Source organism: Aestuariivirga sp., from assembly GCF_041738905.1.
Lineage (GTDB): Bacteria > Pseudomonadota > Alphaproteobacteria > Rhizobiales > Aestuariivirgaceae > Aestuariivirga.
This window is the reverse complement of sequence record NZ_JBGSOZ010000137.1, coordinates 1-26,584: the sequence shown is the minus strand read 5'-3', so window position 1 is coordinate 26,584 and position 26,584 is coordinate 1. Positions and strand designations below refer to the sequence as shown.

Sequence of the window (26,584 nt, the reverse complement as noted above, 5' to 3'; positions counted from 1 at the left end):
GCCAATCCTCAAGGCCGCACTTCAAAACCATCGGACCGAGCAGCCAGCCTCCCATGCAGTTGACCGCTTGGCCGATGCTGCATAAGGTTCAACCAGCGACGCCAGCCTTGGCATTTTCAACAGAGTACGGGACATCCCCGTGCCTTCAACACGCCCTTGATCACCGGGCGGTAGAGCCAGATCAGCAGCCGGTTGATGGGATTCCGGTGCTCGGCGATAATGCGGCCCCGGATAAACAGGAACATGAGGGCGGGAACCAACGTGATCGACAACACCGCAGCAGCGGCCATGGCGAAGGATTTGGTATAGGCCAACGGCTTGAACAGGCGGCCCTCCTGTGCCTCAAGCGCGAAGATTGGCAGGAACGACACGGTGATGACCAACAGGCCGAAGAACAAGGCGGGGCCGACTTCCTTTGACGCCGCCACAATGATCTCGATGCGCGGCGTTCCGGGCTTGGCCCTCTCCATGTGCTTATGGGCGTTCTCGATCATCACAATGGCCGCGTCCACCATGGCGCCAATCGCAATGGCAATGCCGCCGAGGCTCATGATGTTTGACGACAATCCCAACATGCGCATGAGAGCGAAGGCCATCAGGATACCAACCGGCAGCATGAGGATCGCCACTAGCGCGCTCCTCACGTGCAACAGGAAGATCACGCAGACAGCGGCGACGATAAGGCTTTCTTCCAACAAAGTGCTCTTCAAGGTCTCGATGGCGCGATGAATGAGATCGGAGCGGTCATAGACAGTCTGAACTTCTGTGCCCTCAGGCAGGCTGGCCATCACGTCCGCAAGCCGGGCTTTTACATTGTCAATCACCGACAGGGCGTTTTCGCCAAAGCGCTGGATGGCGATGCCGCCAACGGCTTCACCTTCTCCATTCAGTTCGGTAATGCCGCGCCGCTCATCGGGCGCGAACTCGACGCGGGCGACGTCGCGCAGCAGAACCGGCGTTCCACCCTCGGCCTTGAGGACGATCATCTCGATGTCCTTGACATTGCGAAACAGACCACGCCCGCGAACCGCATATTCGGTCTCGGCAATCTCGACAGTGCGGCCACCTGTATCCATGTTGCTGGCACGGATGGCATTGCGCACATCATTCAGCGAAATACCGTAGCTCTGCAACTGACGCGGATCGACGATGACACTGTATTGCTTGACGAAGCCGCCAACACTCGCCACCTCGGACACGCCTTCTGCCTTGGCCAAGGCATAACGGAGCTGCCAGTCTTGTGTCGTGCGGAGATCACCCAGGTCTTGTCCCTTGCCGGTCAGCGCATATTGGTAGACCCATCCCACACCTGTGGCGTCCGGCCCAAGTGAAGGGGTTACACCTTGCGGCAATTGCCGGGCTGCGGCGCTCAAATATTCAAGAACGCGAGACCGCGCCCAGTACGGATCAGTGCCATCCTCGAAGATGATATAGATGAATGACACGCCGAAAAACGAGAAGCCGCGCACGACCTTAGACTTGGGCACGCTGAGCAAGGACGTGGTCAGAGGATAGGTGACCTGATCCTCGACCACCTGCGGCGCCTGACCGGAAAACTCTGTATAGACGATGACTTGGGTATCCGAGAGGTCGGGAATCGCATCGAGTGGTGTGGTCTTCACCGCATAGGCACCGGCCAGCGTTAGAAACAATGTGCCAATGATCACCAGCACCATGTTGCGGGCTGACCATTCGATGATCTTGCCGATCATTGTGCTGTTCCTTCAGGAGCGGTGAGTCCGGTCAGCGCCGCCTGCAGATTGCTCTCGGCGTCAATGAGGAAGTTGGCCCGCGTGACGACCTGCTCGCCCTCCTTCAACCCCGAGACAATCTCCACATAGCCAGCGCCTCTTCGACCGATTTGAACCTCCATCGGCTTGAAGCGGCCTTCGCTCACTTGAACGATGGCCACCTGCCGGTTGCCGCTGTCGATGATCGCCGAAGCCGGTATGGCAAGCACACCCGCCGATTGCCCGGTATCGATCACCACGTCGGCGTACATGCGATGCAGGAGCTTGTGATCGGGATTGGGTAACTCAATGCGAACTTGTGCGGTTCGAGTTTCGGCCCGTAACTCGGGGAGGACAAAGGCGACATTTCCACGGAATATCTCACCAGGATAGGAGCGCAGGGTAACTTCAGCCGGATCGCCAATGCTGATCCTGCCAATGTCCATTTCGGCGACGTCGGCAATAACCCAAACTGTGGAAACATCGGAGAGCCGGTAGAGTTCGTCACCGGGCATCATGCGAGCGCCGGAGACCACCGTCTTGCTCATCAAGACCCCATCGACAGGTGACGGCCAATCCATGGAAAACGGGATGTCACCTTTCGCGGGGATCGCGGCAATGACCTCCTTGGGCACGCCGAGATTAAGCAGCTTGCGCACTCCTACTTGCTTTTGGCCGTCGGCAACGGCCAGCCGGTATTCGACCAGCGCTTGAACGATCTGCGGGCTGTAAAAGCGGAACAGCGGTTCCCCGGCCTTTACATATTGGCCTGTCGCACCCGCGTAGACTTTCTCGATGAACCCTTCGGCACGCAATGTGATCGAAAGTTCGCGCCGCTCATCAAGCTGGATTGAGCCCGGCGCGCGGATCGGCTCGGACAAAACGCGCTTTTCAACCGGTTCGGTACGGACACCGGCACGCTGCACTTTTTCGACGCTTACCTTGACGATCGAAGGATCGCCGGAGCCTTCGTCGGCATAGACGGGGATATAGTCCATCTGCATCGAGTCCTTCTTGGGGACTGGCGATGTGTCGGGGAGGCCCATCGGGTTGCGGTAGTAAAGAATCTTCCGTTCGCCCGATGGCGCGGCGGCCACGGCGGCGGGCATTTTGCCGCTGATCTGGGATGCCAGCGCCTCCCAATGGGGACGGAAAGTCGTGGCGGCAAGGAACCCTGCCAAGCCACCAAGGGCGATCAGCAGCAACGTCAACAGCAATCGTGCAAGAACACGCATCGGGAAACCCTCAAAAATGCAAGGAGACGGGCCGCGCAAGGCGCAACCCGGACATCAAGCTTCAGGAGGTCAGATGCGCGGGGGTCTTCGCAGCGGCGGCGGCGCGAAAGGCGACAAGGCCAGTGCCAGCGGCGCATGGGCAATCCCGGCGGTGAACGGCAAGTTCACAATGCCGGATTGATGTTCAAATCCGGCCGCGCCGCCACACTTGGCGAAGCAGGCCGCCGCGTCGGAGCAAGTCCGTGTGGATTTTGACATGTCGCAGCATGACTGCTTCTGCGGGCAGGATTCGCCGCCAATTGCCATCGTATGCGACGCCAATGACACCGCCGTGGCCTGGACAGGCGCCAGCAGCAAGCCAAACGCAATCAGCATGCCGATCAGCATGCGGAAGGTCCGCAATGGCCCAGGAACTGTCATTGCACCCCGATAGCGGCGGATCAACAGCCGGTCAAGTCACAGTCGCGAGAGCGAAGTTTTTCGACTGCCGCATAAGCCAATTTCCATGTGTAACAGACAGGAATTCCGCAAGTCACTATTCCGCCGGCCGCTTCCTTAACCCTCATTAAGCGAATGGAAGTCGCGAACGCGTTCGAACCCCACAAAATATTTTTGTGGTGTTCCAGCCTGTCGCGCCGTCAGCCGCGCAGGTAGCGGAACAGCGCATCCATGTTGCCGTTGTTGCGCCTTAGCACGCCGGTGAAGGTTGTTCGCAATTGCTGCGCCAGCCACACCGATGAAACATTGACATCTCGGACAAGATAACCGCTGCGCGCTTTGTGTAGCTTAAACGTGACTTTCTGGCCACCGGACAATCGCGTGCCGACGGTCACATCATTGCCCTGGGATGCGCAGCTGGTGATCGCCAGATTCGATGCGGTAAAGCGACTCGAATTTTCCGCCATGAGACGGCCGATGAACTGCTTTGTCAGGTTGACATACTCGGCCTTGCTGGATTGCGGCAGTTTGCTGCGGTGTGGCCCAAGCGCGAACATGGCGATGGAATCCAAGTCCGCGTATCGTGATGCCACGCCTGAAAACGCTCGCGGCGACTTCGTGCGTGCGGCGCTCATCATGGCTTGTCCGGCATTTTTAACAAAGGCCTCGCCTTCACAGACGGTGGCGGAAGCCGAGGCGGAGATCGCGGCGCCAAACGGCAGCCAGAATATCGTGGCCGCGGTGGCTGTGGACAGTATGGTGCGGAGGAATGTCATTTTGAAAAACCTTTCGGCGTTGATCGCTTCATGACGGCAGCTTAGTTGATTTCGCGATGACGGCGGTTCAATTCGAGCCCATCCGGCATGACATCCGTGTGCGGGACCTGTGAGAACCAATCGAGATCAGGTGATTGACAGAAGCCGCTGACACTTCATGTCAGGCGTTTGCTGCTTCGCCAAGCTCCCGGCGACCGGAAATCGCGTTTTCGTCCGGCGCTCCCGTGATCACACCGAACGCGGCTGAGCGGTAAGACTCGGGCACCTGAGTGAACGCGGCCAGATCGACCCGCTGCTCCTCGCCCACGTCCGAGAGCACGTTTGCGAACGTGTGGTCGCGGATGAGCGCCTCAGATTTGTAGCCGAGCTTGCGCAGTTCTTGTTCGATGATTTGGAGTGCGTTCACGACCGCGCCGCCTTCAATACACGCCCCCCCAGCCTCGATTGTTTCGGTGTTCCGGATCGGCATGGTCGGAAAAAGTGGAAGCTACGCTACGGGGTCGGGCGACCCGAATCCTTGCGACAGAATATCAAGATGTCGGTCCAACCGCAGGAGAGCCGCATCCTCGTCCACGACCGAAGGCGCGCGCGAAGATAGCAGTTCGCAACGCCGCAGGTCGTAGATCGCCAGCGTAGTACCCGGAATCATAAGTCACTAAGACGGCGCCCTTTGACGCGGCGCTGGTGGACTTTGGATTTTGTCCAGACAAAGGGCTCTGCGTCTTTGTTGTAGGCTTTGATGAACGCATTAATGTGCTGCTTGAGTTGTTCGACGGAGGTGAACGATGCGCCGGTCAGCGACTTGCCCTGCAAGATGGAGAACCAGCCCTCGACCTGATTGAGCCATGAGGCGCGTGTCGGCGTAAAGTGGAAAGTTACAAGCGGGTGGCGTTTCAGCCATTCGTCGTTCTTCTGGTGAGTATTCAGATTGTCGAGGATGACCTTGAGCCGTGCCTTTGGATAGGCGGCGACAACATCATCCATGAAGTCGAGAAATTCCTTGCGGCGGCGGCGTTTCTTGTGTGCTGCCCTGACCTTGCCGGTCGCAACCTCAAAGGCGGCAAACAGGGTTGTGGTGCCATGCCGCTTGTAGTCGTGGCTTTGCCCGGTCAGGGCGCGTCCGCTCGGCAGTTTCAAGTAACCTTGCGCCCGTTCAAGTGCCTGGATCGATGGTTTCTCATCGACGCACAGGACAATCGCGCTTTTCGGTGGCGCCAGATAGAGGCCGACCACATCGGCGGCCTTTGCCGCAAAATCCGGGTCGTTGCTCTCGCACCAGCTTTTGCGTCCGGCCAGATCGATCTTCTGCTTGCGCAGCGATCGCCAAACATACTGTACATCGACGTCGCCCAACAACCGCGCGATCAATGGCCCGTTCCAGCGAGCAAATCCCTTGGGTGGGGGCTGGTCGAGAACCTTGCGAATCCGCTGGTCGGTTGCCTCGCCGTAGATCGGCGGGGTGCCGGGCCGCAGCCGATCCTCCAGCCCATCAAGGCCTTCGCGCGCGTAACGGATACGCCACAAGCTGACTGTGGTCGGCGTCGTCTCCAACTCGCGGGCGATCTCCCGTGTCGCGTGACCGTCGGCCGCCTCCAACACGATCCGTATACGCAACAGCTGCCGCTGCTCGGTGCTGCCGGCGCGCAAGCGCGCCTCAAGAATCGCACGATCTCCCGGCCGCAGCCGGACTGTCATGGCATTGCTTATCATGCCATATTGAATCACGCGGCAACGCCGCACGATAGTGCAAATATGACTCAGTCACTTCGGATAGTGGGTAGTAGTGCCCCAAAAGGCTGAGAAACGAGGCACCATCGAGAAGCTCGCGGGCGGAGGCGAGTAGATTCCGATGCACCTTTAGCTCGACGTAGAATCGAGTGCGCAGGACGACCGCGAGCTGCAGGAGAAAAACAATCTGCCAGGAAAACTTCGCTTCACTCCCCCGCTTCTGCGCCAGAATATCGGGCTTGATAAGGGCGCGCCGCATCGTCCACTCGCGAAGCTGATCCGCCGAGAGTCCCGTGAGCTGTAGCACATCCCGTGATCCGACCAACCACACCGCCCCTCCGCAACAACAGGTATGATACCCAATCTGTTTCGTCCAGCGCGGGCGCGAACGAAACTGTCAACCGGCTCATCGCGGCCAGAGCAACTATCGCCGGCACCCTGCTTCGGTCGCCCTCATTGGGGCAGATATCGATGGAACACGAACCCGCGAGGACGGTCGTACCCTTAACCTATGAGGTACGACCGAACGGGATGAACTCGCCGATTTCGCGCCGGGGCTTTTGTTCACGTGATCGGACAGCTACACCTCTTGCCATCGGATGAGGCTTAACCGAAATCGGATCAAGCTGCCTCGCGTTCAGTGGCACGATAAAGTCCATTGCTGACCTTGGTGAGCAGCCCCTCGTTGCACATCCGGGTCAGGTAACAGCGGGGAATGCCGATGTCTGTGAGATCGCGTGTTCGCACTATCCCTCGTTCTCGCGCAAGCGCGATCGCGCGCGTTCTCAGCGAGGGCTCCGGCGAGGCGTAGCGCTTTGGCGCGATCCCGGTCGCGATTGCGGATTTTTGGCGGTTGCGGCATGGCATTGGGTCAGGGGATCGAGTATTCGTAGTTCGAGTCTTTGCCGACCCCGGCGAACCAGCCTGTGGATTGGCTCTCCAATTTACACCATCCTGTTTGCACGCTAACATCTCCATTTGTGCTACTATCTGGCTCAACGTCTTCCAAACTACGAAGATTATCGCTTTCTATCTACCTCAGCGTTTTCAACAGAGGTACGCACCATGAATCGCTCGGAAACAACTTCAATTAGACGAACTATTCGCAGGCAGCAGCTACGCGAGATGGTTCCGTTGGCTGATAGCACCATCTACGAAATGGAACAGCGAGGGGAATTTCCGCGACGCTTCGCTTTGACTCCACGATGCGTGGTTTGGGATTTGAGCGAGGTTCAGGCATGGCTCGCGGCCCGTCGCTCAAAACCAATTCTCCGTGCGCCCGGCCCAGACGTGAAGCTGCGCCGAGCCCGTCCGGTCAAAGAGCCGGATCGAGCTCCAAGATCGGCATCGACGGCGGGATGAGCGTCGGCACGTACTTCTTGCCATCGACCCAGGCGTCCAAGATGTCCGACCACTCCTGCATCATGTGTCGACGCTGCACCTCATATTCGGCTTTGTTATAGACGCCACGCGACGAGCGCCCATCCTCATGCGCCAGGCACTTTTCGATCCAGTCGCTGTTGAAGCCGAGTTCGTTCAGCAGAGTCGAACCTGTCCGCCGCAGGTCGTGAACCGTGAACGGCTCCAAGGGCAAACCTTCCGTCTTCGCCCGCTCGACGACCGCGTAGGTCACCCGGTTGAAGGTGGCGCGCGACATCGGAGCATCCGCATCATACCGCGACGGCAGAAGGTATCTCGAATTTCCCGCACAGGTCTTCAGGGCGATCATGATGTCGAGCACCTGGCGCGACAGATAGACGTTATGCGCCTTCGAGCGCTTCATCCGTTCCTTTGGGATCGTCCAGACCGCATTCTCGAAGTCTACCTCATCCCACACTGCGTCCTGCAGCTCGCTCTTGCGCACCATAGTGAGAAGATAGAGCCGCATTCCCAAACGGATCGTGGGAAGTGTAGCGATATGCTCGAGCTGCTTCAGCATCACTCGAATTTCAGAGGGCGACAGCGAGCGGTCCTTCGGCACGAAGGTGGCGATCGATGCCGGTCCCACTTCGTCAGCGGGGTTGGCGACCTTCTCACCATGCAGAATCGCAAATCCGTAGATCTGCTTCAGGATGTCTCGCACATGGATAGCCGTCGCCGGAGCACCGCGTTCAACGATTTTACCGCAGTGGGTTCTTAGATCGTCGGGCGTGATCTCCGTCAGGAGACGATTGCGCCAGACCGGCAGAAGCTCGCGCTCGAAAATAGAACGCCGCATGGCGCGCGTGCTGTCGGCCATCGGCGCGGCGGTGAGCCACTTCTCCCCCAACTCGCCAAAGCTCTTCGCCTCTTTCAGGCGGCGCTTGTCGCGCTGCTTCTCTATCGCCGGCGATCGTCCGTCGCCAATGGCACGCCTTGCGTCGATGCATTTCTCTCGGGCCCGGGCAAGCGAGATCCCGTCGCGTCCGTACCTGCCCAGATAGACGGTCTCGCGGCGGCCGTTGAGCCTGTAATCCAGACGAAACGAGATCGCGCCACTGGGCATGACGCGAACATACATGCCGTCCCGGTCTGCAACTTTGTAAATTTTCTCTTTTGGTTTCAATGCCTTGATGGCGGCATCCGTCAACATCCCTATTGCCTCCTGAAAAGTACCGTCAGCACAATTTCGAGGACTCATGGCAGGAAATTTCTTTCATCTTCAATGACTTAAAGAAGAAAAAGTACCGTCACGAGGCTCATTGACCGTGACGGTACTTTGAAAAGTTCGTGAGCGCAATATACCAGAGCTCCGTCAGGCAGGCCGCCAAAGCCAAACTCTGCGTACCGATAGTTGCTGACTGTCACCGGAAGGATTTATTTTTATTTTCAATGGTTTGCATCGTACCCTGGCGTGGTTTCTGATACGCCCGGATGGGCAAAAATCATTCCCACTCGATGGTGCCGGGCGGCTTGCTCGTCACGTCATAGACCACGCGGGAAACACCATTCACCTCGTTGATGATGCGGGTGCAGACGCGGGCGAGGAAGCTGTGGTCGAAGGGATAGGACTCCGCCGTCATCCCGTCGGTCGAGGTCACAGCGCGTAGGCCCAGCACCCGGTCATAGGTGCGGCCGTCGCCCATCACGCCCACGGTGCGGACGGGAAGCAGCACGGCGAAGGCCTGCCAGATCGCATCGTAGAGTCCCGCCTTGCGGATCTCGTCGAGATAGATCGCATCGGCCTTGCGCAGGATGTCGAGCTTCTCCTTCGTCACGTCGTCATGCGGAATCCGGATCGCAAGACCGGGACCGGGGAACGGATGACGGCCAACGAAATGTGCAGGCAATCCAAGCTCTTGCCCCAGAAGCCTCACTTCATCCTTGAAGAGCTCGCGCAACGGTTCCACGAGCTTCATGTTCATGCGTTCGGGCAGCCCGCCCACATTATGGTGCGACTTGATCGTCACCGATGGTCCGCCCGTAAAGGACACGCTCTCGATCACATCCGGATACAAAGTTCCCTGCGCCAGGAAGCCGGCGCCGCCCACCTTCTTTGCCTCCGCCTCGAACACCTCGACGAAAAGCCGCCCGATGGTCTTGCGCTTCTTTTCGGGATCGGTCTCGCCCGCCAGCGCATCGAGGAACATCTTCGAGGCGTCCACGTGCACGAGCGGGATGTTGTAGGCCTCGCGAAACAGCTTCACCACTTCCTCGGCTTCGTTCAGCCGCATCAATCCATGGTCGACGAAGATGCAGGTGAGCTGCTCGCCGATCGCCTCGTGGATGAGGACGGCGGTGACGGCGGAATCGACCCCGCCCGAGAGCCCGCAGATGACCCGGTCGAAACCGACCTGCTTCCTGATCTTGTGGACCATCTCGGTCTTGAAATGCGCCATCGACCAGTCGCCGCGTGCGCCGCAGATCTCGAGCGCGAAGTTCCGGAGAAGCCGCGCGCCGTCCGGCGTGTGGACCACCTCCATGTGGAATTGCGTGGCGTAGAACTGCCGGCGCTCGTCGGCGATGGCGGCGAAGGGCGCGCCATCGGACGTGGCAATGGCCTTGAAGCCCTCCGGAATGGCGGTCACGCGGTCGCCGTGACTCATCCACACCTGGTGGCGTTCGCCCTGCTCCCACACGCCATCGAACAGCGCGTTGGCTTCCTTCACCTCGACAAAGGCCTTGCCGAATTCGCGGTGGTCGGACGGCTCCACCCGCCCGCCAAGCTGGGCGCACATGGTCTGTTCGCCGTAACAGATACCGAGAACCGGGAGGCCACGGGTGAACACCCGGTCCGGCGCGCGCGGGCTACCGCCTTCATGGACGGAGGCCGGCCCACCCGACAGGATGATGCCCTTGAGCCCCGGCCAGTCCAGCGCCTTGTCGGCGGACTGGAATGGAACGATCTCCGAGTACACCCCCGCCTCGCGGATGCGCCGGGCGATGAGCTGGGTGACCTGTGAGCCGAAGTCGATGATGAGGATACGGTCTTGCATGTCGGGTCTTTAAGGAAGGACGCCGGAGTCTGCAAGATGGGGCGTCACCCCGTCGCGATATCCCACAGGAGCTTCATGTTCAGCGCGATGATGATGGCGGCGATGACGCCTGCCGTCACGGTGAGCCACACTGGCGCGGCGAGCCCCGCCATCTTGGCCTTGTCGCGGGTGAACATCACCAGCGGCACAATGGCGAAGGGCAGTTGGAAGGCAAGGATGACCTGGCTGAGGATCAGCAGCATGCCCGTCCCTTCCGCGCCATAATAGATGGTGACGCCCGCCGCCGGCACGATGGCGATCATGCGGGTGATGAGGCGGCGCAACCAGGCGGGGAGTTTGATGTCGAGGAAGCCCTCCATCACGATCTGCCCCGCCATGGTGGCCGTCACCGTGGAATTGAGGCCGCAGCACAGGAGCGCGATGGCGAACAGCTTCGGCGCCAGCAGCGAGCCCACCAGCGGCGCCAGCATCGAGTGCGCCTCGCCGATCTCGGTGACGGTGGTTGCACCCGTCCGATGGAATGTCGCCGCCGCGAGAATGAGGATCGAGGCATTGACGAGCAGCGCGAACATCAGCGCCACCGTCGAATCCCAGGTCGCGAATTTCAGCGCCTCGCGCTTTTCGGGCAGGCTCTCGCCGTAGTCGCGCGTCTGCACGATGCCCGAATGGAGGTAGAGATTGTGCGGCATGACCGTGGCGCCGATGATGCCGAGCGCCAGATAGAGCATGGCCGGGTTCTTGACGATGTCCACGGTGGGCGCAAAGCCGAGGATCACCTGCCCCCATTCGGGGTCGGCCAGCGCGATCTGGATGAAGAAGCACACGAAGATCACGCCGAGCAGCGCGATGATGAAGGCCTCGATCCAGCGGAACCCGAGGCGTTGCAGCCAGAGGATCAGGAACACGTCGAGCGCCGTGATGATGACGCCCAGTTCCAGCGGAATGCCGAACAACAGGTTGAGGCCGATGGCCGTGCCCACGACCTCCGCGATGTCGGTGGCGATGATGGCCACTTCAGCAAAGAGCCACAGCACCCAGGCCACGGGCCGCGGGAAGGCATCACGGCAGGCCTGGGCCAGATCCCGGCCAGACCCAATGGCAAGCCGCGCGCAGAGCGACTGGAGGATGATGGCCATGATGTTGGACATGAGCGCCACGGCAAGCAGCGCATAGCCGAACTGCGCGCCCCCCGCGATGGAGGTCGCCCAGTTGCCGGGATCCATGTAACCGACGGCGACGAGATAGCCGGGGCCGATGAAAGCCATGGCCCGCTTCCAAGGCGACCCCGAGCGCGAGACATGGATGGAACGGAAAACGTCGACGAGCGACGGCTCGCTGCGCTTGCGCCGCCATCCGGCTTCCTCAACTGATGTCACTGATGTCACGGCATCCTCCGGCATGACAAAAAGTTTAGCATTGGCTAAGTCTATTGCAATAGGGTAATTTCGCAGCTGCAGAAAAAATTTGGAGTGTTCCCGTGCCGCAGCAGGCCAAGAAGGCTGGCGCCGCAAAGATCCGTTCGGCGGCTTTCCGAAGAGTCAGGGCCGATCACCAGTCGGAACTGGCAGAGGACTATGTGGAACTGATTGCCGACCTGATTGACGAAAAGGGCGAGGCGCGCGGGTCAGACGTGGCGCTCAGGCTGGGCGTTGCCAACGCGACGGTCGTGAAGACACTGAAGCGGCTGCAGGAGTCAGGCCTCGTGACACAGGAGCCCTACCGCTCGATCTTCCTGACGGGCGACGGCTGGAAAATGGCCGAGGACGGGCGAAGGAAGCACAAGATCGTCGAAGCCTTCCTGCTGGCGCTCGGCGTATCGGAAGAGACCGCGCGGATCGATTCAGAAGGGATCGAGCACCACGTCAGCGAGGAGACGCTGCGCGCGATGGCAAGATTTCTGGTCAGGAGGTAAAGGGCTTCTACCCCTTCCGCATCACTGCCACGAAGAACCCGTCTGTGTCATGCCGCGCGGGCGTCAGCAGCAGGGTCTGCTCCGAACCGTCAGCCGAATCCGGCGCTACGCCACCAATCGTCCGCGCCCATTGCTCCTTGTACGGAACAATCGTCACGCCGGGGTGGCGGGAGAGGAACGCATTCACCTGATCGCTGTTCTCTTCCGGTAGAACCGAGCAGGTGATGTAGAGAATGGTGCCGCCTGGCCGCGCCAAATTGAATCCCTTTTCAAGGACTTGCACCTGCTCCTTGAGACGCTGCTCAAACTGCTTTTGCGTCAGCCGCCATTTGGCATCGGGCTTTCTCCGCCATGAGCCGGAGCCTGAGCATGGCGCGTCGATCACCACGAGATCGAAGGGACCAGCTGCCTCAAGCTTGCCCTTGTCCTGCGCCGAGATGACCTCGCAATTGGTGACGCCGGCGCGTGTGAGCCTCTCGAAAATGGGACGCAGCCGGAACCGGTCGAGATCGTGGGCGATGAGCTTTCCCTCGTTCTTCATCATCGCGGCCAGCGCCAGTGTCTTTCCACCGGCCCCTGCGCAGATGTCGGCGACACTCATGCCCGGTGCCGCGCCCGACAGAAGTGCGGCCACCTGCGAGCCCGAATCCTGGACCTCGTAGTGTCCGAGACCATGAGCCGGTTCCACCTCGACATTGGCATTGCGGGTTTCCGGCCCGGTGGCGGCAATCCTGACGCTCAGCGGCGACCACGGCCCTTCCACCGCCCCAAACCGGTCAAGCGCCTCCAGCACTTGCGGCCGCGTCGATTTCAGGGTGTTGACGCGGAGGTCGACCGGCGCACGCGACGCAATTGCCGCCCCCTCCTTTGCCGTGCGAGAGCCAAAGACTTTCTCATAGGATGGCGCCAGCCACTCCGGCAGGTCACCCGACACATGAGCCGGCAAGGCGGGCTTCAAGTCGGGCGCCAATGCCAGCAATTCTTCAGCCGTGAGCACGCCCGGGCCATGCTGCTCACCGAGCGTATCGGCGATCTCGCTCGCCGAGTATCCCCAGGAATCACGCAGCACGGCAAGCGCCAGCGCGCGCGGGCTGTCGCTTCCTATGCGGGCGCCAAGCGAGTTGCGGCGGCGGAGCGCATCATAGACCAGCGTGCCGATGGCGTGCCGGTCGGTGGAACCGGCAAAGCGATGCGCCTTTCCCCAGTCCTTCAGCGCCTCGGACGCCGGGCGGTGCCGGTCGAAAATGTCGGTGAGAATATCGATCGCCGCGGAAACGCGGCCTGCGAGGCGCATCAGTCTATCCGATCACATAAAGCCTGAGGCCGAACCAGGCCCACATGGCAACCACTATGAAGAAACCGAACACGAACATCCGGAAGCGCGGCAACACGTTGTTGGAACCTTGATGGATGAAGGCATGGACCGTCCGGCTCGCCACGAACACCCATGACAGCGCCACCGCCATCCAGTCCGCCAGTCCCGTCACCAGCAGGAGCGGCAGCAGCGCATAGTAAAGCATCGGAACCTCGAACTGGTTCTGGTAGCTGTTGGCGATCTTCTTCACGTCCTCCGGCCAGCGCGAATTGTCGACCGCGATGTCCTTCACCTTCACCTGGCCCGCCCGTGCCGCACTGAACCGCGCCCGGCCCATGCGGAAACCGGTGAAGAACACCAGCGCCACATGGGCGAAGGCGGGCAGCAGCAGCCACTGGGTCATGGTCAAGGCCGTCAGCCCTGACCCTGGTAGTTCGGCGCCTCGCGGGTGATCATCACGTCGTGGACATGACTTTCGCGCATGCCGGCTGACGTGATGCGGATGAACTGCACCTTGTCGCGAAGCTCCGCCAGATCGGCCGCACCCACATAGCCCATGGCGGCACGAAGCCCGCCAACGAGCTGATGCAGCACCGCGCCCACCGGGCCCTTGTAGGGCACTTGCCCTTCAATTCCCTCGGGCACCAGCTTGAGGGAGTCCTTCACCTCCTGCTGGAAGTAGCGGTCCGCCGATCCGCGCGCCATGGCGCCGACCGAGCCCATCCCCCGGTAGGCCTTGTAGCTGCGGCCATTGTAGAGATAGACCTCGCCGGGGCTTTCGTCGGTGCCCGCCAGCAGTGATCCAATCATGGCGATTTCGGCTCCCGCCGCCAGCGCCTTGGCGAGATCGCCCGACAGCTTGATGCCGCCGTCCGCAATGACGGGAACATCCTGCCTGGCACCTTCTTCAGCGCATTCCATGATGGCGGACAGCTGCGGCACACCCACACCGGCCACCACGCGCGTGGTGCAGATCGAGCCTGGCCCGATGCCGATCTTGACCGCATCAGCGCCTGCGTCGATCAGCGCCTTCACGGCTTCGGGCGTCGCGACATTGCCGGCGATGATCTGCACCTTGTTGGAGATCGCCTTGAGGCGCGTCACCTGCTTGATGACATTTTCTGAATGTCCATGCGCCGTATCGACCACGATGAGATCGACACCCGCATCGATCAGCAACCCGGCCCGCTCGAATCCCGCGTCACCGGTTCCGGTGGCAGCACCCACCAGCAGCCGCTCGTGCTCGTCCTTGGCGGCAAGCGGATGGTCGGCGGCCTTCTCCATGTCGTTGACGGTGATCAGCCCCACGCACCGGTAGTCGTCATCGACCACGATTAGCTTCTCGATCCGGTACTTGTGCAGAAGCCGCTTGGCCTCGGTCCGCTCCACGCCCACCTTTACCGTCACGAGGTTCTCGTTGGTCATCAGGTCGGCGACCTTCATGTTGAGGTCGGTCGCGAAGCGCACATCGCGGTTGGTGATGATGCCGACGAGCTTGCCATTGACATCGACCACCGGAATGCCCGAGATCTTGTGGCGCTCCTTCAACTGCAGCACGTCGCCCAGCGTCGCCTCGGGCCTGATGGTGATGGGGTTGACCACCATGCCGCTCTCGAAGCGCTTCACCTGCCGCACATGCTCTGCCTGATCGGCAGGCTCCAGGTTCTTGTGAATGATTCCGAGCCCGCCGGCCTGCGCCATGGCAATCGCGAGGCGCGCCTCGGTCACGGTGTCCATCGCCGCCGAGATGATCGGGATCGAGAGCCTGATCGACCGCGTCAGCCGCGATCCCGTCCTCACCTGCGCCGGCAGCACGGATGATGCGCCGGGCTTCATCAGCACGTCGTCGAAGGTAAGATATTCGGGAATCTGGCGCGGCGCCATGGGCCAACCTCTTGCAAATGGACTCGGGTGAAGATTGGCGGCTGTCCATAACACCGGGGTGACACGGGGAGCAAGCGGCGATTCCGTCGCTGTCTTCGAACTGCAAGAGATACTCCCCGGTTGAATTGCCGAAGAATCTTGCAAAACCCTCCTACACACGACTATCTCTGTAGACATGATCTCCCAGCGCGCCCGTTATGCTTTCAAGGCCATCGTCGCCCTTGCCCGAGCGAAGCCCGGTGAAGGCATGCAGATCCGCCAGCTCTGCGAGCAGGAAAAGCTGCCGCGCAAGTTTCTGGAGCAGATCCTGCTGTCGCTGAAGGCCGCGGGCTATATCTCCTCGAAGCGCGGGCGCGACGGCGGCTACGAACTCCTGAAGCCTGCCGACCTCATTTTCATCGGCCCCATGCTGCGTTCGGTCGATGGCCCCATCGCACCGCTGCCCTGCTTGTCGCGCACGGCCTACCGTCGTTGCGACGATTGCCGCGACGAAGTCTCCTGCGAACTGCGAATCGCCTTCGCCAAAGCCTATTCGGATTATCTTGGAACGCTGGAACATCTGTCCCTCGCGGACGTCATGCGCCAGTCCGATACAGCGCCGCGGGCGAAGCTTCCCGGGCTGGAATCGCTCACCTCGGACGCCTGACTTTTATTCACCCGTCAAATCGCTAGAATTTTCCAGTTTTCTGAACCAGCCGCAAACCGAGACCGGCCTAGCCAAGGCACTCAAGCGCCTGACAAGCGCCTGAAGTTGCCATTCAAATATCTGATTTGAAAAGAATTTTATAGAAATAGGGTAGAACCGACAAATTACCACTAGATTCACTACTAATTCCGTAGAATATATAGACGAAGTTATGCAGAGGAGCTAGCGAATGTCCCTTTCCCTGATCCGCCGCCGCCTGATTGCAGGTGCCGCCGCCATCGCCGTCATGGCCGGCGGAGCCACCACGGCCCTCGCCGACAAGGTGCTGCTGAACGTGTCCTATGATCCCACGCGCGAATTCTACAAGGAATTCAACGAGGCTTTCGCCGCCGACTGGAAGGCCAAGACGGGCGAAGCCATCATCATCAACCAGTCGCACGGCGGCTCCGGCAAGCAAGCCCGCGCCGTGATTGATGGCCTTGATGCCGACGTGGTGACGCTGGCGTTGGCGGGCGACATCGACCAGATCGCAGCCAAGACCGATAAGTTGCCGAAAGACTGGGCCACCAAGCTGCCGCACAACTCGGCTCCTTATACCTCCACCATCGTCTTCATCGTCAAGAAGGGCAACCCCAACGGCATCAAGGACTGGGGTGACCTGGTGAAGGAAGGCGTGCAGGTGATTACGCCCAACCCGAAGACCTCGGGCGGCGCGCGCTGGAACTATCTTGCGGCCTGGGCCTATGCCGGCAAGCAACTCAGCGGCGATGAAGGCAAGATCAAGCAGTGGATCGGCGACCTCTACCGCAACGTGCCCGTGCTCGACACCGGCGCCCGCGGCTCCACCACCACCTTTGCCCAGCGCGGCATCGGCGACGTGCTGATCTCGTGGGAGAATGAGGCATTCCTCGTGCTGAAGGAATTCGGCGCCGACAACTACGAAATCGTGGTCCCCTCGCTGTCGATCCTCGCCGAGCCGCCGGTCGCCCTCATCGAGGGCAACGCCAAGGCGAAGGGCAACGAGCAAGCGGCCAGGGCTTACCTCGAGTTCCTTTACTCGCCCACCGGCCAGAAGCTCGCAGCCAGGCACTTCTTCCGTCCAACCGATCCCTCTGCTGCAGATCCGGCCGACATCGCACGCTTCCCCAAGCTTGAGCTCGTCTCGATCGACAAGGACTTCGGCGGCTGGGCGGATGCGCAGAAGAAGCACTTTGCAGACGGCGGCATCTTCGACGAAATCTACAAGCCGACGAACTGATCACAAGATGGCGCACATCACCCTTCCGCGCCTCCGCGAACCAAGTGTCCTGCCCGGCTTCGGGCTGGCGCTTGGCTTCGCCGTTGCCGCGCTGAGCCTCATCGTGCTTCTGCCGCTGGCGGCTCTCGTCCTGCACGCGGCCTCGATCGGGCCGGCCGAATTCATACGCATCGCGACGGATCAGCGCACGCTGGCAGCCCTGAAACTGTCCTTTGGAACCGCGTTCATCGCAGCGGCATTCAACGCCGTGTTCGGGCTTCTCATCGCCTGGATCCTCGTTCGCTATCGCTTTCCGGGCCGCCGTATCATCGATGCCGCCGTTGACCTGCCCTTTGCCCTTCCGACAGCTGTCGCGGGCATTGCGATGGCAGCGATCTATGCACCCAACGGCGTGATCGGGTCATGGGCCGCCCTGATCGGCCTCAAGATCGCCTATACGCCGCTCGGCATCATCATCGCGCTCATCTTCATCGGCCTGCCCTTCGTGGTCCGCACCGTGCAGCCTATCCTTGAGGAGGTTGAACAGGACATCGAGGAGGCAGCCGCCCTGCTCGGCGCCAGCCGTCTGCGCACTGTCTTCCAGGTTGTGCTGCCGCATGTCTACCCCGCCCTGCTTACCGGCTTTGCGCTCGCCTTCGCGCGTGGTGTCGGCGAATACGGCTCGGTCATCTTCATCGCCGGCAACATCCCGCAGGTGTCCGAGATCGCGCCGCTCCTCATCGTCATCAAGCTCGAGGAGTTCGACTATGGCGGCGCCACCGTGATCGCCACCGTGATGCTGGCCATCTCATTCGCCATGCTCTTCGTCATCAACGCCCTGCAAGCCTGGAGCCGAAAGAAATATGGCAATGTCTGACCGCGTCCTGCCGCTGGCCCACATGCCGGAGCGTGCCACCAGCGAGACCAGTGCTGTTCAGGTGATCCTCATCGGCATCGGCGCGCTGTTCCTCACGGCCGTATTGTTCCTTCCCCTCATCGTGGTCTTCATCGAAGGCTTCCGGAAGGGTGCTCAGGTCTTCTTCGAGAGTTTCACCGACCCTGATACGTGGTCCGCCGTGAAGCTCACGCTGCTTGTCGCCGCTATCGCGGTGCCTTTCAACGCGCTGGTTGGCATCGCTGCGTCCTGGGCCATCGCCAAGTTCAGCTTCAAGGGCAAGAACCTGCTCCTGACTTTAGTCGATCTGCCCTTCTCGATTTCGCCGGTCATTTCAGGTCTCGTCTTTGTGCTGCTTTTTGGCGCACATGGATGGCTGGGCCCCTGGCTCAAGGCAAATGGCATCGAGATCATCTTCGCGGTGCCCGGCATCGTGCTCGCCACGGTTCTTGTCACCTTCCCCTTCGTGGCGCGCGAACTGATCCCGCTGATGCAGTCGCAAGGCACCGCGGAAGAGGAAGCCGCGATGACGCTCGGCGCGTCTGGGTGGTACACCTTCTTCAAGGTCACGCTGCCTAACATCAAGTGGGCTTTGCTCTATGGCGTGCTGCTCTGCAACGCCCGCGCCATGGGCGAATTCGGCGCGGTGTCGGTGGTCTCCGGACACATCCGTGGACTGACGAACACCATGCCGCTCCACATCGAGATTCTCTACAATGAGTACAACTTCGTGGCGGCCTTCGCGGTGGCAACACTTCTCGCCGGTCTCGCGCTGGTGACGCTCCTCGCCAAGAGCCTGCTCGAATGGCGTTTCGCCGGCGAACTCGCAGCCTCTCATCGCCGCCACTGAAATCAGGAGAAACACATCATGTCCGTTCCAGTCACCATCCGGAATCTCGAAAAGTCCTATGGCCGCTATCCGGCCCTCAAGGGCGTCTCTCTCGAAGTGGCATCGGGCGAACTCGTCGCACTGCTGGGGCCGTCCGGCTCCGGCAAGACCACGCTGCTGCGCGCCGTCGCAGGTCTTGAGCAGATCGATGCCGGCACCGTCCACTTCGGCGATATCAACGCCAATGACCTCAGCCTGCGAGAACGCCGCATCGGCTTCGTGTTCCAGCAATTCGCCTTGTTCAAGCACATGACGGTGCTCGACAACATCGCCTTCGGCCTGCGGGCCAGGCCGCACAAGACAAGGCCGTCGGAACAAGCCATCCGTTCAAAGGTGCTGGAGCTTCTCAGCCTCGTGCAGCTCGATGGGCTTGAGTCGCGCTATCCGGCGCAGCTCTCGGGCGGCCAGCGCCAGCGTGTTGCCCTCGCGCGGGCGCTGGCCATCGAGCCCCGCGTGCTGCTGCTAGACGAGCCCTTTGGCGCCCTTGATGCGAAGGTCCGCAAGGATCTCCGCAAGTGGCTCCGCGACCTGCACGAGCGCACCGGCCACACCACCCTCTTCGTCACGCATGACCAGGACGAGGCCTTCGAACTGGCGGACCGCGTCGCGATCCTCAACCAGGGCATCATCGAACAGGTCGGTCCCGCAGCGGAAATCCTGGAACGTCCGGCAACGCCTTTCATTTCATCCTTCGTGGAGGGCATTGCGCGGCCGGACTCGCGGCCGCTCGCGCGCGACGGCAGCATCATCCGCATGACGCGCCACGCGTGATGTCCTGCTGAGGCGTTTCGTTCGATTACATCTTCGTGAGATTGGGGCCGGGAGCCTTGAACCATCCCGTCCCGTTCCCACATCGATGGTATCGAAAAGGAGACGACAATGGGCATTCCCTTCCAGGTTTCGCTTCAAAACCTGTTCGAGCGCGTCAGCAATCCCCTCATCGAATTCTTTCATCACGACGGCCGTCAGTGGACGGACGATCATGAATTGAAGTGGCAGTGCTACGCATCCGGCCAGATGACGGGCGCCGACCTCGAGCACGAAATCGTAGCCGATCCGGGCTTCGCGGACTATGTCAAGTCGCGCGAGCAGCACCTGCATTGAGGTGAAGGATCAGACGGTTCCTCGGAACCCCATCGCCAGAACGAAGAGTTCGGCGGAATCATCGCGGCTCGCCATCGGCTTCACATGCCGCACGGTGGCGAAGTCCTTCTTCATCAGCTTGAGGATGTCGCTTTCAGTGCCGCCGCGCAGCACCTTGGCGAGATAGACGCCACCCGGCTTCAGCACTTGCCGGGCGAACTCATAGCCCGCCTCGGCGAGCGTCATGATGTTGATGTGGTCGGTCTGCCGGTGGCCCGTCGCATGTGCTGCCATGTCGGACAGGACGCAGTCGACCTTCTCGCCGCCCATGGCGTCGATCAGCATCTGCGGCGCGTCTTCCTCCAGAAAATCCTTCTTGAAGATGACGACCGACGGGATGGGGTCCATCCCGTGCATGTCGATGGCGACGATCTTGCCGCGCCCCTGTTCCGACTTCACGCGCTGGACCGCCACCTGGCACCAGCCGCCGGGTGCCGCGCCGAGGTCGACGATGCGCCCGCCGGGCTTCAGGAAGCGGTACTTGTCGTCGATCTCGATCAGCTTGAAGGCGGCGCGCGAGCGGTAGCCGAGCTTCTTCGCCTCATGCACGTAAGGATCGTTAAGCTGGCGTTCGAGCCAGATCTTCTGCGACACGGTGCGGCCCTTGCCGGTCTTCACCCGCACTTTCAGCCGCGTGCCCGGCTTCTTGCCGCTGCCGGGACGGCTCATGCGGCCCTCCCGTAGGTTCCGTCTTCCTTCATCAGCATGGTGAGAATTCCCTCGCGCAGGCCCCGGTCGGCAACCCGGATGCGTTCCGCCGGAAAGGCCAGCCGGATTTCCTCGAGGATGGCGCAACCCGCCAGTACGAGGTCGGCGCGCTCCTTGCCGATGCACGGGTTGGCCGAGCGCTGTTCATAGGTGAGGTGCAGCAGCCGGTGGGTCACGGCGCCGATCTCGTCGCTCCTGAGCCAGCATCCGTCGACCTTGGACCGGTCATAGCGGGCAAGCCCAAGTTGCACGCCGGCAATCGTCGTGACTGTACCAGACGTGCCAAGCAGATGCGAGGGAACGGGCGGCAACCCGCCATTGGCCACCGTCACGCGGCCAGCGAATTCCTGCAGCATCGGGCGAAGAAAATCCCGCATAGCTTCAAACGACTTCGGCGTCACGTCCATCCCGCCGCCGAACTGTTCGGAGATGGTGACGACGCCCGCGGCGAGCGAGGTCCAAGCCACGGTGTCGAAGCGCAGGCCATTGCGCTTCATCCAGAGGATTTCGGTCGATCCACCGCCGATATCGAAGACCAGTGCCGTCTCGGCCGCACGGTCGACGAGCGGCTCGGCGCCGGTCGCGGCAAGGCCCGCCTCGGTCTCGCGGTCGATGATTTCGAGGCCAAGCCCGGTTTCTTCCTTGACCCGCGCAATGAACTCGGGACCGTTGGAGGCCATGCGGCAGGCTTCCGTCGCGACCAGCCGCACACGCTTTACATCACGCCAGCGCAGCTTGTTGGCGCAGACCCGCAAAGCGTCGATGGTGCGGCTCATCGCGTCATCACTCAGGCGTCCGGTCTGGGCCAGTTTCTCTCCCAGCCGCACGATGCGCGAAAAGGCATCCACCACCAGGAAACCGTGATCGGATGGCGTGGCAATCAGCAACCGACAATTGTTGGTGCCGAGATCCAGCGCGCCATAGAGGCCACCGGGCGGCTGTTCACGTGACACAGGCTGGCGTTGAGCGGTTTGTCCGCCCGGCGCCGGCTTGCGCCTTGACCGGTTCCAGCCCGGCCGATTGGTCGCATCCACGTCCAAAACCTTTCGAGGACGGCCGGCTCTCGACGGAGAACCGGAGCGGCGGCGGCCGTCCAGACAATCATTGCGTTGGCTCAAATGTAACAGGTTCACGGGGACGTCACAAAGCAATTGTGGGCCGCAAACCTGCCGCAGGTGTTAACCCGGCATTGAGACGTTCGGGCCTAATAAATCTGACAAACAGGGGTTGTGATGCGTACGTTTGGTCCAAAATGGTTCAAGGATGGATCGCTCATCGGCGAATTCTCGGATCATCTTGGAGTTGCCGTCACCCAGCAGAAACAGGCGATTGCTTTGCATGCGGCGAAGGTTGACGCGGAACTTGCGTCCAAGGCCAAGTCCGAATTCATCGCCAACATGAGCCACGAGTTGCGGACCCCGCTCAACGCCATCATCGGCTTCTCCGACATGCTCCACACCCAGACAGTGACGACACCGGAAAAGGTGCAGCAGTATTCGGGTTACATCAAGCAGGCGGCCGAGCACCTCCTCGCCCTCATCAACGGCATTCTCGACGTCTCCAAGATTCAGGCCGGCAAGCTGTCGGTCGATCGTGAGCCCATCGACTTCGCGCCCACCCTCTCCTCCTGCATGCTCATCGTCGAGGCCAAGGCCCGCGACAAGGACATCACGGTGGAAACCTCCGTGCCCTCGAGCCTGCCCCGCATCCTGGCAGACCAGCTCCGGCTGAAGCAGATTCTCATCAACCTGCTGGGCAATGCCGTGAAGTTCACGCCCGAGCGCGGGCGCATCCGCGTCGAGGCTCAAGTCCTGCAACCCGGCTACGCGGTGATCTCGGTCACCGATACGGGTGCCGGCATGTCGCCCTCCGAGATCGAGACCGCCATGCGGCCGTTCGGGCAGATCGATACCGCCTTCAACAAGCGCCACGAGGGAACCGGCCTCGGCCTTCCCATCGCCTATGCGTTGGCCCGCCTTCACGGCGGCGACCTGCGGATCGACTCCCAGAAGGGCGTCGGCACCCGCGTTTCGCTGATCCTGCCGATCTTCGACCCAGCTTCCGCCGACCAGAACGTTCACTGAGAGATCGCCCGCCCATGTATCGCCAGCAGACACAGCTCATGCCGAGCCCGGGCCCCCGGCCACAAACGAACGAGCGCGTCGGACGCATCGTTGCGGTGACCGGCGCCCATGCCGTGATCCTGATCGACGCCGAGGAAAACCAGAACGCCCACAAGACGCCCGAGATCGGCACGCTGCTCAAGGTCGACACGCTGAAATCGGTGTCCCTCTGCATGGTCTCCGCGCTCTCCTCTCCCATGCCTTCGCATTCGAAGGAAGAGAAGGAAATCCGCATCATCGAGGTGGAGTTCATCGGCGAGCTTCCGAAGGACGACCAGGGTCATCCGCTCGGCTTCCGGCGCGGCATCTCATGCTATCCCTCGCTCGGCGACATCGTCTTCAGGGCCTCCAAGATGGAGCTTGAGAAGGCCTATGCCTGCGACGCCGAGACGGCCATCCGCGTCGGCCACATCACGCAGGATTCAACCATCCCCGCGATGATCAAGATCGACGAGATGCTGGGCAAGCATTTTGCCATCCTGGGCACCACCGGCACCGGCAAAAGCTGCACCGTGGCGCTCATCCTCCGCCGCATCCTCGAGAAGAACCCGCAGGCGCATATTCTTCTGCTCGACGTCCACCGGGAATATGCCAACGCATTCCAGGAATATGCCGAGATCATCACCCCGGACAACATGAACCTGCCGTTCTGGCTGCTGAACTTCGAGGAGATCGTCGAGATCCTCATCGGCCAGCACGCCAACCGCGAGGCTGACACGGAGGTCCTGCGCGAGCTCATCCCGCTCGCCAAGATGCGCTACATGAACAACCAGCGCCGCGACCGCAACGGCATCGTGCGCGGCCGCGAGGCGGCCGACCCCACGAACATCGGCGTCGACACGCCCATCCCCTACCGAACCTCAGACCTCACCGGCATTCTCGACGAATACATCGGCAAGCTCGAACTGCGCGGCGAACTGGCGCCCTACAAGCGCCTGAAGGCCCGCATCGAGACGATTACCCGCGACCCGCGCTATGCCTTCATGTTCGGTTCCCTGACCGTCCAGGACACGATGGCCCAAGTGCTCGCCCGCCTGTTCCGCATTCCGGTTGCCGGCAAGCCCATCGCCATTCTCGAGCTGGGCGGCTTGCCCTCCGAGATCATCAACGTCGTCGTGTCCGTGCTGGCCCGCCTCGCCTTCGACTTCGGCGTATGGAGTGCCGGCCAGATCCCGATCACCTTCGTGTGCGAGGAAGCCCACCGCTACGTGCCCATCGACAAGACGCTGGGCTTCGAGCCCACGAAGCGCGCCATCAGCCGCATTGCCAAGGAGGGCCGCAAGTATGGCGTGTCGCTCTGCATGGTGACGCAGCGCCCGGCCGAACTTGACCCGACCATCCTGTCGCAGTGCAACACCATCTTCTCAATGCGCCTCACCAACGAGCGCGACCAGGAAATCCTGCGCGCCGGCATCTCGGACGCCGCTGCCAGCCTTCTCGAATTCATGCCCACCATGGGCACGGGCGAAGCCATCACCTTCGGCGAAGGCGTGGCACTTCCCACCCGCATCAAGTTCGACATGCTCCCCGCCGACAGCTGGCCCAAGAGCAACACGGCTTCCTTCACCAAGAGCTGGGCCAAGGAACTGCCCGACGACAACTTCCTGCACGAGATCGTCATCCGCTGGAGGGCGCAGAGCCACAACCCGGAAGCACTCGGCTACGAAATGCCCCAGGCCATGGCGGTCGCCCATCAGATCGTGCAGCCGCAACAGCAGGCGGCAGGCCAGCCCGGTGCTTCCGCACAGCCTTCGATCCGTCGTACCGTTCCGCCGCCCGGACCCACAACGACCGGCGCACCGGCATTCGGCCAGACGCCGTCGCTGCGGGCAGCACCGCCGCCACCTGTTGCACCGCCGGCAACCAATCCTGGCCAGCAGCAAAGCCTCGCCAGCCTCATCCGCCAGTTCCGCGGCTGACAAGCATCCAGCCGCAGGCACCGTCACCATATGCAAACGTGAACGATCCGCCTGCGGCATCCTTGCTCAGACCACACGACGTTACTACACAACCGGCAACAGCGCGTGGCGGGCGGGAACCGCGCTCCCGCCATTAGCCCGGTGTCCTTTCCAAAGCGTGCGACAATCCCCTTGCACCCCGCCCCGCCTGCCGCTATCAAGCGCGCACCTTGAAGCCGTTGGGGGATCGTCTAACGGTAGGACCGCGGACTCTGACTCCGCTAGTCTAGGTTCGAATCCTAGTCCCCCAGCCAACACTGTTTGATTTCAATTTTTCATTGAATTCTAATGTTGGACGGAGGGGGTTTTTGGTTCCTACACACGTTCCCCACAAAAGCGGCGTATGCGCACTCATGAGCGAAGGTGTGCAGCTACTGCCACAGAGGCACATGTTTGAAATCGCTCATCTGCCTTCAATTTGAAGTGCCTGCTGCAAGATCGTGCCATTCGCAGTCCTTTCTATCATCTGAGGCAAACAGGTCTGTTCAATCCGGGAATCCTTTTTGCTCAAGCGATCCAAAGCATTCTCCCATCCACTTTGAGTGTGCTCCAGTTCGTTTCGGGCAATAACGGCTGCAACCTCGCGTCTGCAACGGCCTGTTGACAGCACACCAAATGCGATAGCTTTTTGGCAAGAATCGCTCAATGACGTGTATCCGGTCTTACGGGGTTCTGACCTTGCGGCGGGTTACCAATTGCGTGCACCCCTCAAAACCTGGAGCCTGCCTGGTGCCAGTTCGGCGCAATCCCACGCGCCGGTGTTTGTGGGCTGCGAGATGTGAAGACAGGAACAGTCCGACATGACAGGCATGACTTCGGCCTCGCGGCAGGATGAACAGGACGGCGGTCCGGCCGATCTTCAGGCTGGTGTGGTCTTCAGCGATCCAGCGCTGTCGGATGCCGGTGGCTGGCCGGCGGGCTGGGACGATGAACGCCTGATCTTCCTCGTCAAGGCACTTGCGGCGGCAGGCTTGTGGGCTGACGCGTCTGCCGTTGCGGTGCGGATCGGCGGCCGGCTGCCGACCGACCGTGCGCGCAGCATCTCGCAGGCCCAGTTGCAGCAGCGCTCTGCGCTCTTCGCCAACCTCGCGCCGGGTGAAGCCCTCAAGTGGCTTCGCCCCGTCGTCACCTTCGCCATCGACGCAGGCCTGAAGGATCCCGAACGGATCATTCGCGCCATTCACACGAACCATCCCCGTCACGCGGACCTGGTGGCCAGTATCGCCTGCGAGTGGTTCGCCAGGCTCAGGCGATTTGAGCAGTCAGTCGAAGCCTTCCAAGGGGGCATGCAGGGCGGGCAACCGGATTTCACCACGGCGGAGTTCTATCGCGTCGCCCTGATCGGTCTCGGCAAGTCGGTCGAGGCCGAGGCATTCCTTGCAAGACTCGCACTTGACAGCGATTGCACCGCCATGAGCCCGATGCTGGCGCTGGATTGCGCCCGGGCACTGGCGCAAACGGCCGAGAACGCGCGTGCGGCGGAAATCTTCACCGCATTGCAGGCCGAAACCTTCGGCGATCCGCCGCGCGCCGTGCCAGCGGACATCCGCCG

At 61.4% G+C, this 26,584-nt stretch carries 24 protein-coding genes, 1 tRNA gene and 2 pseudogenes; 12 read left to right on the top strand and 15 right to left on the bottom strand.

Translation table 11 applies throughout. The annotated features are described in order from the left end of the window. Window positions 1–122: 122 nt before the first annotated feature. From ACEW8Q_RS12725 to ACEW8Q_RS12695, 7 genes and pseudogenes are all read right to left on the bottom strand, one after another. Window positions 123–1,712 (bottom strand): annotated as a pseudogene (locus ACEW8Q_RS12725) (efflux RND transporter permease subunit); the annotation flags it as partial. Then, entirely contained in the window at window positions 1,709–2,965 is a 1,257-nt protein-coding gene (locus ACEW8Q_RS12720; RefSeq protein ID WP_373504429.1) for an efflux RND transporter periplasmic adaptor subunit, read from the bottom strand. The pseudogene ACEW8Q_RS12725 and the gene ACEW8Q_RS12720, both read right to left, overlap by 4 nt. A gap of 69 nt (window positions 2,966–3,034) precedes the next feature. After that, window positions 3,035–3,385: a hypothetical protein gene (locus ACEW8Q_RS12715; protein WP_373504428.1), complete on the bottom strand. Its 351-nt coding sequence runs from the start codon at window positions 3,383–3,385 to the stop codon at window positions 3,035–3,037. 218 nt (window positions 3,386–3,603) lie between these two features. Beyond that, entirely contained in the window at window positions 3,604–4,179 is a 576-nt protein-coding gene (locus ACEW8Q_RS12710; RefSeq protein WP_373504427.1) for an ABC transporter substrate-binding protein, read from the bottom strand. Window positions 4,180–4,339: 160 nt separating this feature from the next. Continuing rightward, a complete protein-coding gene (locus ACEW8Q_RS12705; protein ID WP_373504426.1) occupies window positions 4,340–4,585 on the bottom strand; it encodes a hypothetical protein in 246 nt (81 codons plus the stop codon). Between the two features lie 239 nt (window positions 4,586–4,824). Beyond that, a complete protein-coding gene (locus ACEW8Q_RS12700; protein ID WP_373504425.1) occupies window positions 4,825–5,889 on the bottom strand; it encodes an IS630 family transposase in 1,065 nt (354 codons plus the stop codon). A 639-nt stretch (window positions 5,890–6,528) separates the two neighbouring features. Continuing rightward, window positions 6,529–6,774, bottom strand: a complete 246-nt coding sequence (locus ACEW8Q_RS12695) for a type IV toxin-antitoxin system AbiEi family antitoxin domain-containing protein (RefSeq protein ID WP_373504424.1) — start codon at window positions 6,772–6,774, stop codon at window positions 6,529–6,531. Between the two features lie 198 nt (window positions 6,775–6,972). Between ACEW8Q_RS12695 and ACEW8Q_RS12690 the strand changes: the two genes are divergently transcribed. Further along, window positions 6,973–7,269, top strand: coding sequence for a helix-turn-helix transcriptional regulator (locus ACEW8Q_RS12690; protein ID WP_373504423.1), 297 nt, complete (start codon window positions 6,973–6,975; stop codon window positions 7,267–7,269). Here ACEW8Q_RS12690 and ACEW8Q_RS12685 read toward each other — a convergent pair. The 3 genes from ACEW8Q_RS12685 to ACEW8Q_RS12675 form a co-directional block, all read right to left on the bottom strand. Beyond that, window positions 7,223–8,479: a tyrosine-type recombinase/integrase gene (locus ACEW8Q_RS12685; RefSeq protein ID WP_373504422.1), complete on the bottom strand. Its 1,257-nt coding sequence runs from the start codon at window positions 8,477–8,479 to the stop codon at window positions 7,223–7,225. The two genes, ACEW8Q_RS12690 and ACEW8Q_RS12685, sit on opposite strands and share 47 nt — an antisense overlap. Before the next feature lie 292 nt (window positions 8,480–8,771). Further along, the gene (gene guaA, locus ACEW8Q_RS12680) at window positions 8,772–10,322 is read right to left on the bottom strand and encodes a glutamine-hydrolyzing GMP synthase (protein WP_373504421.1); all 1,551 of its coding nucleotides are present in this window, start codon (window positions 10,320–10,322) and stop codon (window positions 8,772–8,774) included. Between the two features lie 44 nt (window positions 10,323–10,366). Beyond that, window positions 10,367–11,722, bottom strand: a complete 1,356-nt coding sequence (locus tag ACEW8Q_RS12675) for an Nramp family divalent metal transporter (RefSeq protein ID WP_373504420.1) — start codon at window positions 11,720–11,722, stop codon at window positions 10,367–10,369. Between the two features lie 77 nt (window positions 11,723–11,799). On the opposite strand from ACEW8Q_RS12675, the gene mntR reads away from it, so the two are divergent. Further along, window positions 11,800–12,234, top strand: a complete 435-nt coding sequence (gene mntR, locus ACEW8Q_RS12670; protein ID WP_373504419.1) for a manganese-binding transcriptional regulator MntR — start codon at window positions 11,800–11,802, stop codon at window positions 12,232–12,234. A 7-nt stretch (window positions 12,235–12,241) separates the two neighbouring features. Here the strand turns inward: mntR and ACEW8Q_RS12665 are convergent, their stop codons facing one another. The 3 genes from ACEW8Q_RS12665 to guaB are packed head-to-tail and all read right to left on the bottom strand — an operon-like array spanning window position 12,242 to window position 15,433. Next, complete coding sequence (locus ACEW8Q_RS12665; RefSeq protein WP_373504418.1) at window positions 12,242–13,528, bottom strand: RsmB/NOP family class I SAM-dependent RNA methyltransferase; 1,287 nt, start codon at window positions 13,526–13,528, stop codon at window positions 12,242–12,244. 4 nt (window positions 13,529–13,532) lie between these two features. Further along, the gene (locus ACEW8Q_RS12660) at window positions 13,533–13,952 is read right to left on the bottom strand and encodes an MAPEG family protein (RefSeq protein WP_373504430.1); all 420 of its coding nucleotides are present in this window, start codon (window positions 13,950–13,952) and stop codon (window positions 13,533–13,535) included. Between the two features lie 11 nt (window positions 13,953–13,963). Then, window positions 13,964–15,433 carry an IMP dehydrogenase gene (gene guaB, locus ACEW8Q_RS12655; protein ID WP_373504417.1) on the bottom strand — a complete coding sequence of 490 codons (1,470 nt, stop codon included), beginning with the start codon at window positions 15,431–15,433 and terminating at the stop codon, window positions 13,964–13,966. A gap of 175 nt (window positions 15,434–15,608) precedes the next feature. Between guaB and ACEW8Q_RS12650 the strand changes: the two genes are divergently transcribed. The 6 genes and pseudogenes from ACEW8Q_RS12650 (at window position 15,609) to ACEW8Q_RS12625 (ending at window position 20,204) form a co-directional block, all read left to right on the top strand. Further along, on the top strand, window positions 15,609–16,079 hold the full coding sequence (locus ACEW8Q_RS12650) for an Rrf2 family transcriptional regulator (protein WP_373504416.1): 471 nt from the start codon (window positions 15,609–15,611) through the stop codon (window positions 16,077–16,079). Window positions 16,080–16,308: 229 nt separating this feature from the next. Continuing rightward, a complete protein-coding gene (locus tag ACEW8Q_RS12645) occupies window positions 16,309–17,337 on the top strand; it encodes a sulfate ABC transporter substrate-binding protein (protein WP_373504415.1) in 1,029 nt (342 codons plus the stop codon). A 7-nt stretch (window positions 17,338–17,344) separates the two neighbouring features. Continuing rightward, the gene (cysT, locus tag ACEW8Q_RS12640; protein WP_373504414.1) at window positions 17,345–18,193 is read left to right on the top strand and encodes a sulfate ABC transporter permease subunit CysT; all 849 of its coding nucleotides are present in this window, start codon (window positions 17,345–17,347) and stop codon (window positions 18,191–18,193) included. Then, window positions 18,186–19,061 carry a sulfate ABC transporter permease subunit CysW gene (gene cysW, locus ACEW8Q_RS12635; RefSeq protein WP_373504413.1) on the top strand — a complete coding sequence of 292 codons (876 nt, stop codon included), beginning with the start codon at window positions 18,186–18,188 and terminating at the stop codon, window positions 19,059–19,061. The genes cysT and cysW overlap by 8 nt, the downstream gene beginning before the upstream one ends. 18 nt (window positions 19,062–19,079) lie before the next feature. Further along, a pseudogene (locus ACEW8Q_RS12630) lies at window positions 19,080–19,796 on the top strand (sulfate/molybdate ABC transporter ATP-binding protein); the annotation flags it as partial. Window positions 19,797–19,979: 183 nt separating this feature from the next. Next, the gene (locus tag ACEW8Q_RS12625) at window positions 19,980–20,204 is read left to right on the top strand and encodes a hypothetical protein (protein WP_373504412.1); all 225 of its coding nucleotides are present in this window, start codon (window positions 19,980–19,982) and stop codon (window positions 20,202–20,204) included. A 9-nt stretch (window positions 20,205–20,213) separates the two neighbouring features. Here the strand turns inward: ACEW8Q_RS12625 and ACEW8Q_RS12620 are convergent, their stop codons facing one another. After that, window positions 20,214–20,912 carry an RlmE family RNA methyltransferase gene (locus tag ACEW8Q_RS12620; RefSeq protein WP_373504411.1) on the bottom strand — a complete coding sequence of 233 codons (699 nt, stop codon included), beginning with the start codon at window positions 20,910–20,912 and terminating at the stop codon, window positions 20,214–20,216. Next, complete coding sequence (locus tag ACEW8Q_RS12615) at window positions 20,909–21,985, bottom strand: Ppx/GppA phosphatase family protein (RefSeq protein WP_373504410.1); 1,077 nt, start codon at window positions 21,983–21,985, stop codon at window positions 20,909–20,911. The genes ACEW8Q_RS12620 and ACEW8Q_RS12615 overlap by 4 nt, the downstream gene beginning before the upstream one ends. Before the next feature lie 198 nt (window positions 21,986–22,183). Here ACEW8Q_RS12615 and ACEW8Q_RS12610 point away from each other — a divergent pair, with 198 nt between their 5' ends. The 4 genes from ACEW8Q_RS12610 to ACEW8Q_RS12595 form a co-directional block, all read left to right on the top strand. Beyond that, complete coding sequence (locus tag ACEW8Q_RS12610; RefSeq protein WP_373504409.1) at window positions 22,184–23,035, top strand: sensor histidine kinase; 852 nt, start codon at window positions 22,184–22,186, stop codon at window positions 23,033–23,035. A 38-nt stretch (window positions 23,036–23,073) separates the two neighbouring features. After that, window positions 23,074–24,993: an ATP-binding protein gene (locus ACEW8Q_RS12605; RefSeq protein ID WP_373504408.1), complete on the top strand. Its 1,920-nt coding sequence runs from the start codon at window positions 23,074–23,076 to the stop codon at window positions 24,991–24,993. Window positions 24,994–25,212: 219 nt separating this feature from the next. After that, window positions 25,213–25,286, top strand: a tRNA-Gln gene (locus tag ACEW8Q_RS12600). A 546-nt stretch (window positions 25,287–25,832) separates the two neighbouring features. Further along, window positions 25,833–26,584: hypothetical protein (locus ACEW8Q_RS12595; protein WP_373504407.1), on the top strand; the 752-nt coding region annotated here is incomplete at its 3' end.

Excerpts from the sequence above, each read along its gene's own strand:
- ACEW8Q_RS12720 (WP_373504429.1), bottom strand. The coding sequence starts at position 2,965 with ATGCGTGTTCTTGCACGATTGCTGTTGACGTTGCTGCTGATCGCCCTT.
- ACEW8Q_RS12715 (WP_373504428.1), bottom strand. The coding sequence starts at position 3,385 with ATGACAGTTCCTGGGCCATTGCGGACCTTCCGCATGCTGATCGGCATG.
- ACEW8Q_RS12710 (WP_373504427.1), bottom strand. The coding sequence starts at position 4,179 with ATGACATTCCTCCGCACCATACTGTCCACAGCCACCGCGGCCACGATA.
- ACEW8Q_RS12700 (WP_373504425.1), bottom strand. The coding sequence starts at position 5,889 with ATGATAAGCAATGCCATGACAGTCCGGCTGCGGCCGGGAGATCGTGCG.
- ACEW8Q_RS12695 (WP_373504424.1), bottom strand. The coding sequence starts at position 6,774 with ATGCCATGCCGCAACCGCCAAAAATCCGCAATCGCGACCGGGATCGCG.
- ACEW8Q_RS12690 (WP_373504423.1), top strand. The coding sequence starts at position 6,973 with ATGAATCGCTCGGAAACAACTTCAATTAGACGAACTATTCGCAGGCAG.
- ACEW8Q_RS12685 (WP_373504422.1), bottom strand. The coding sequence starts at position 8,479 with ATGTTGACGGATGCCGCCATCAAGGCATTGAAACCAAAAGAGAAAATT.
- guaA (WP_373504421.1), bottom strand. The coding sequence starts at position 10,322 with ATGCAAGACCGTATCCTCATCATCGACTTCGGCTCACAGGTCACCCAG.
- ACEW8Q_RS12675 (WP_373504420.1), bottom strand. The coding sequence starts at position 11,722 with ATGCCGGAGGATGCCGTGACATCAGTGACATCAGTTGAGGAAGCCGGA.
- ACEW8Q_RS12665 (WP_373504418.1), bottom strand. The coding sequence starts at position 13,528 with ATGCGCCTCGCAGGCCGCGTTTCCGCGGCGATCGATATTCTCACCGAC.
- ACEW8Q_RS12660 (WP_373504430.1), bottom strand. The coding sequence starts at position 13,952 with ATGACCCAGTGGCTGCTGCTGCCCGCCTTCGCCCATGTGGCGCTGGTG.
- guaB (WP_373504417.1), bottom strand. The coding sequence starts at position 15,433 with ATGGCGCCGCGCCAGATTCCCGAATATCTTACCTTCGACGACGTGCTG.
- ACEW8Q_RS12650 (WP_373504416.1), top strand. The coding sequence starts at position 15,609 with ATGATCTCCCAGCGCGCCCGTTATGCTTTCAAGGCCATCGTCGCCCTT.
- ACEW8Q_RS12645 (WP_373504415.1), top strand. The coding sequence starts at position 16,309 with ATGTCCCTTTCCCTGATCCGCCGCCGCCTGATTGCAGGTGCCGCCGCC.
- cysT (WP_373504414.1), top strand. The coding sequence starts at position 17,345 with ATGGCGCACATCACCCTTCCGCGCCTCCGCGAACCAAGTGTCCTGCCC.
- cysW (WP_373504413.1), top strand. The coding sequence starts at position 18,186 with ATGTCTGACCGCGTCCTGCCGCTGGCCCACATGCCGGAGCGTGCCACC.
- ACEW8Q_RS12625 (WP_373504412.1), top strand. The coding sequence starts at position 19,980 with ATGGGCATTCCCTTCCAGGTTTCGCTTCAAAACCTGTTCGAGCGCGTC.
- ACEW8Q_RS12620 (WP_373504411.1), bottom strand. The coding sequence starts at position 20,912 with ATGAGCCGTCCCGGCAGCGGCAAGAAGCCGGGCACGCGGCTGAAAGTG.
- ACEW8Q_RS12610 (WP_373504409.1), top strand. The coding sequence starts at position 22,184 with ATGCGTACGTTTGGTCCAAAATGGTTCAAGGATGGATCGCTCATCGGC.
- ACEW8Q_RS12605 (WP_373504408.1), top strand. The coding sequence starts at position 23,074 with ATGCCGAGCCCGGGCCCCCGGCCACAAACGAACGAGCGCGTCGGACGC.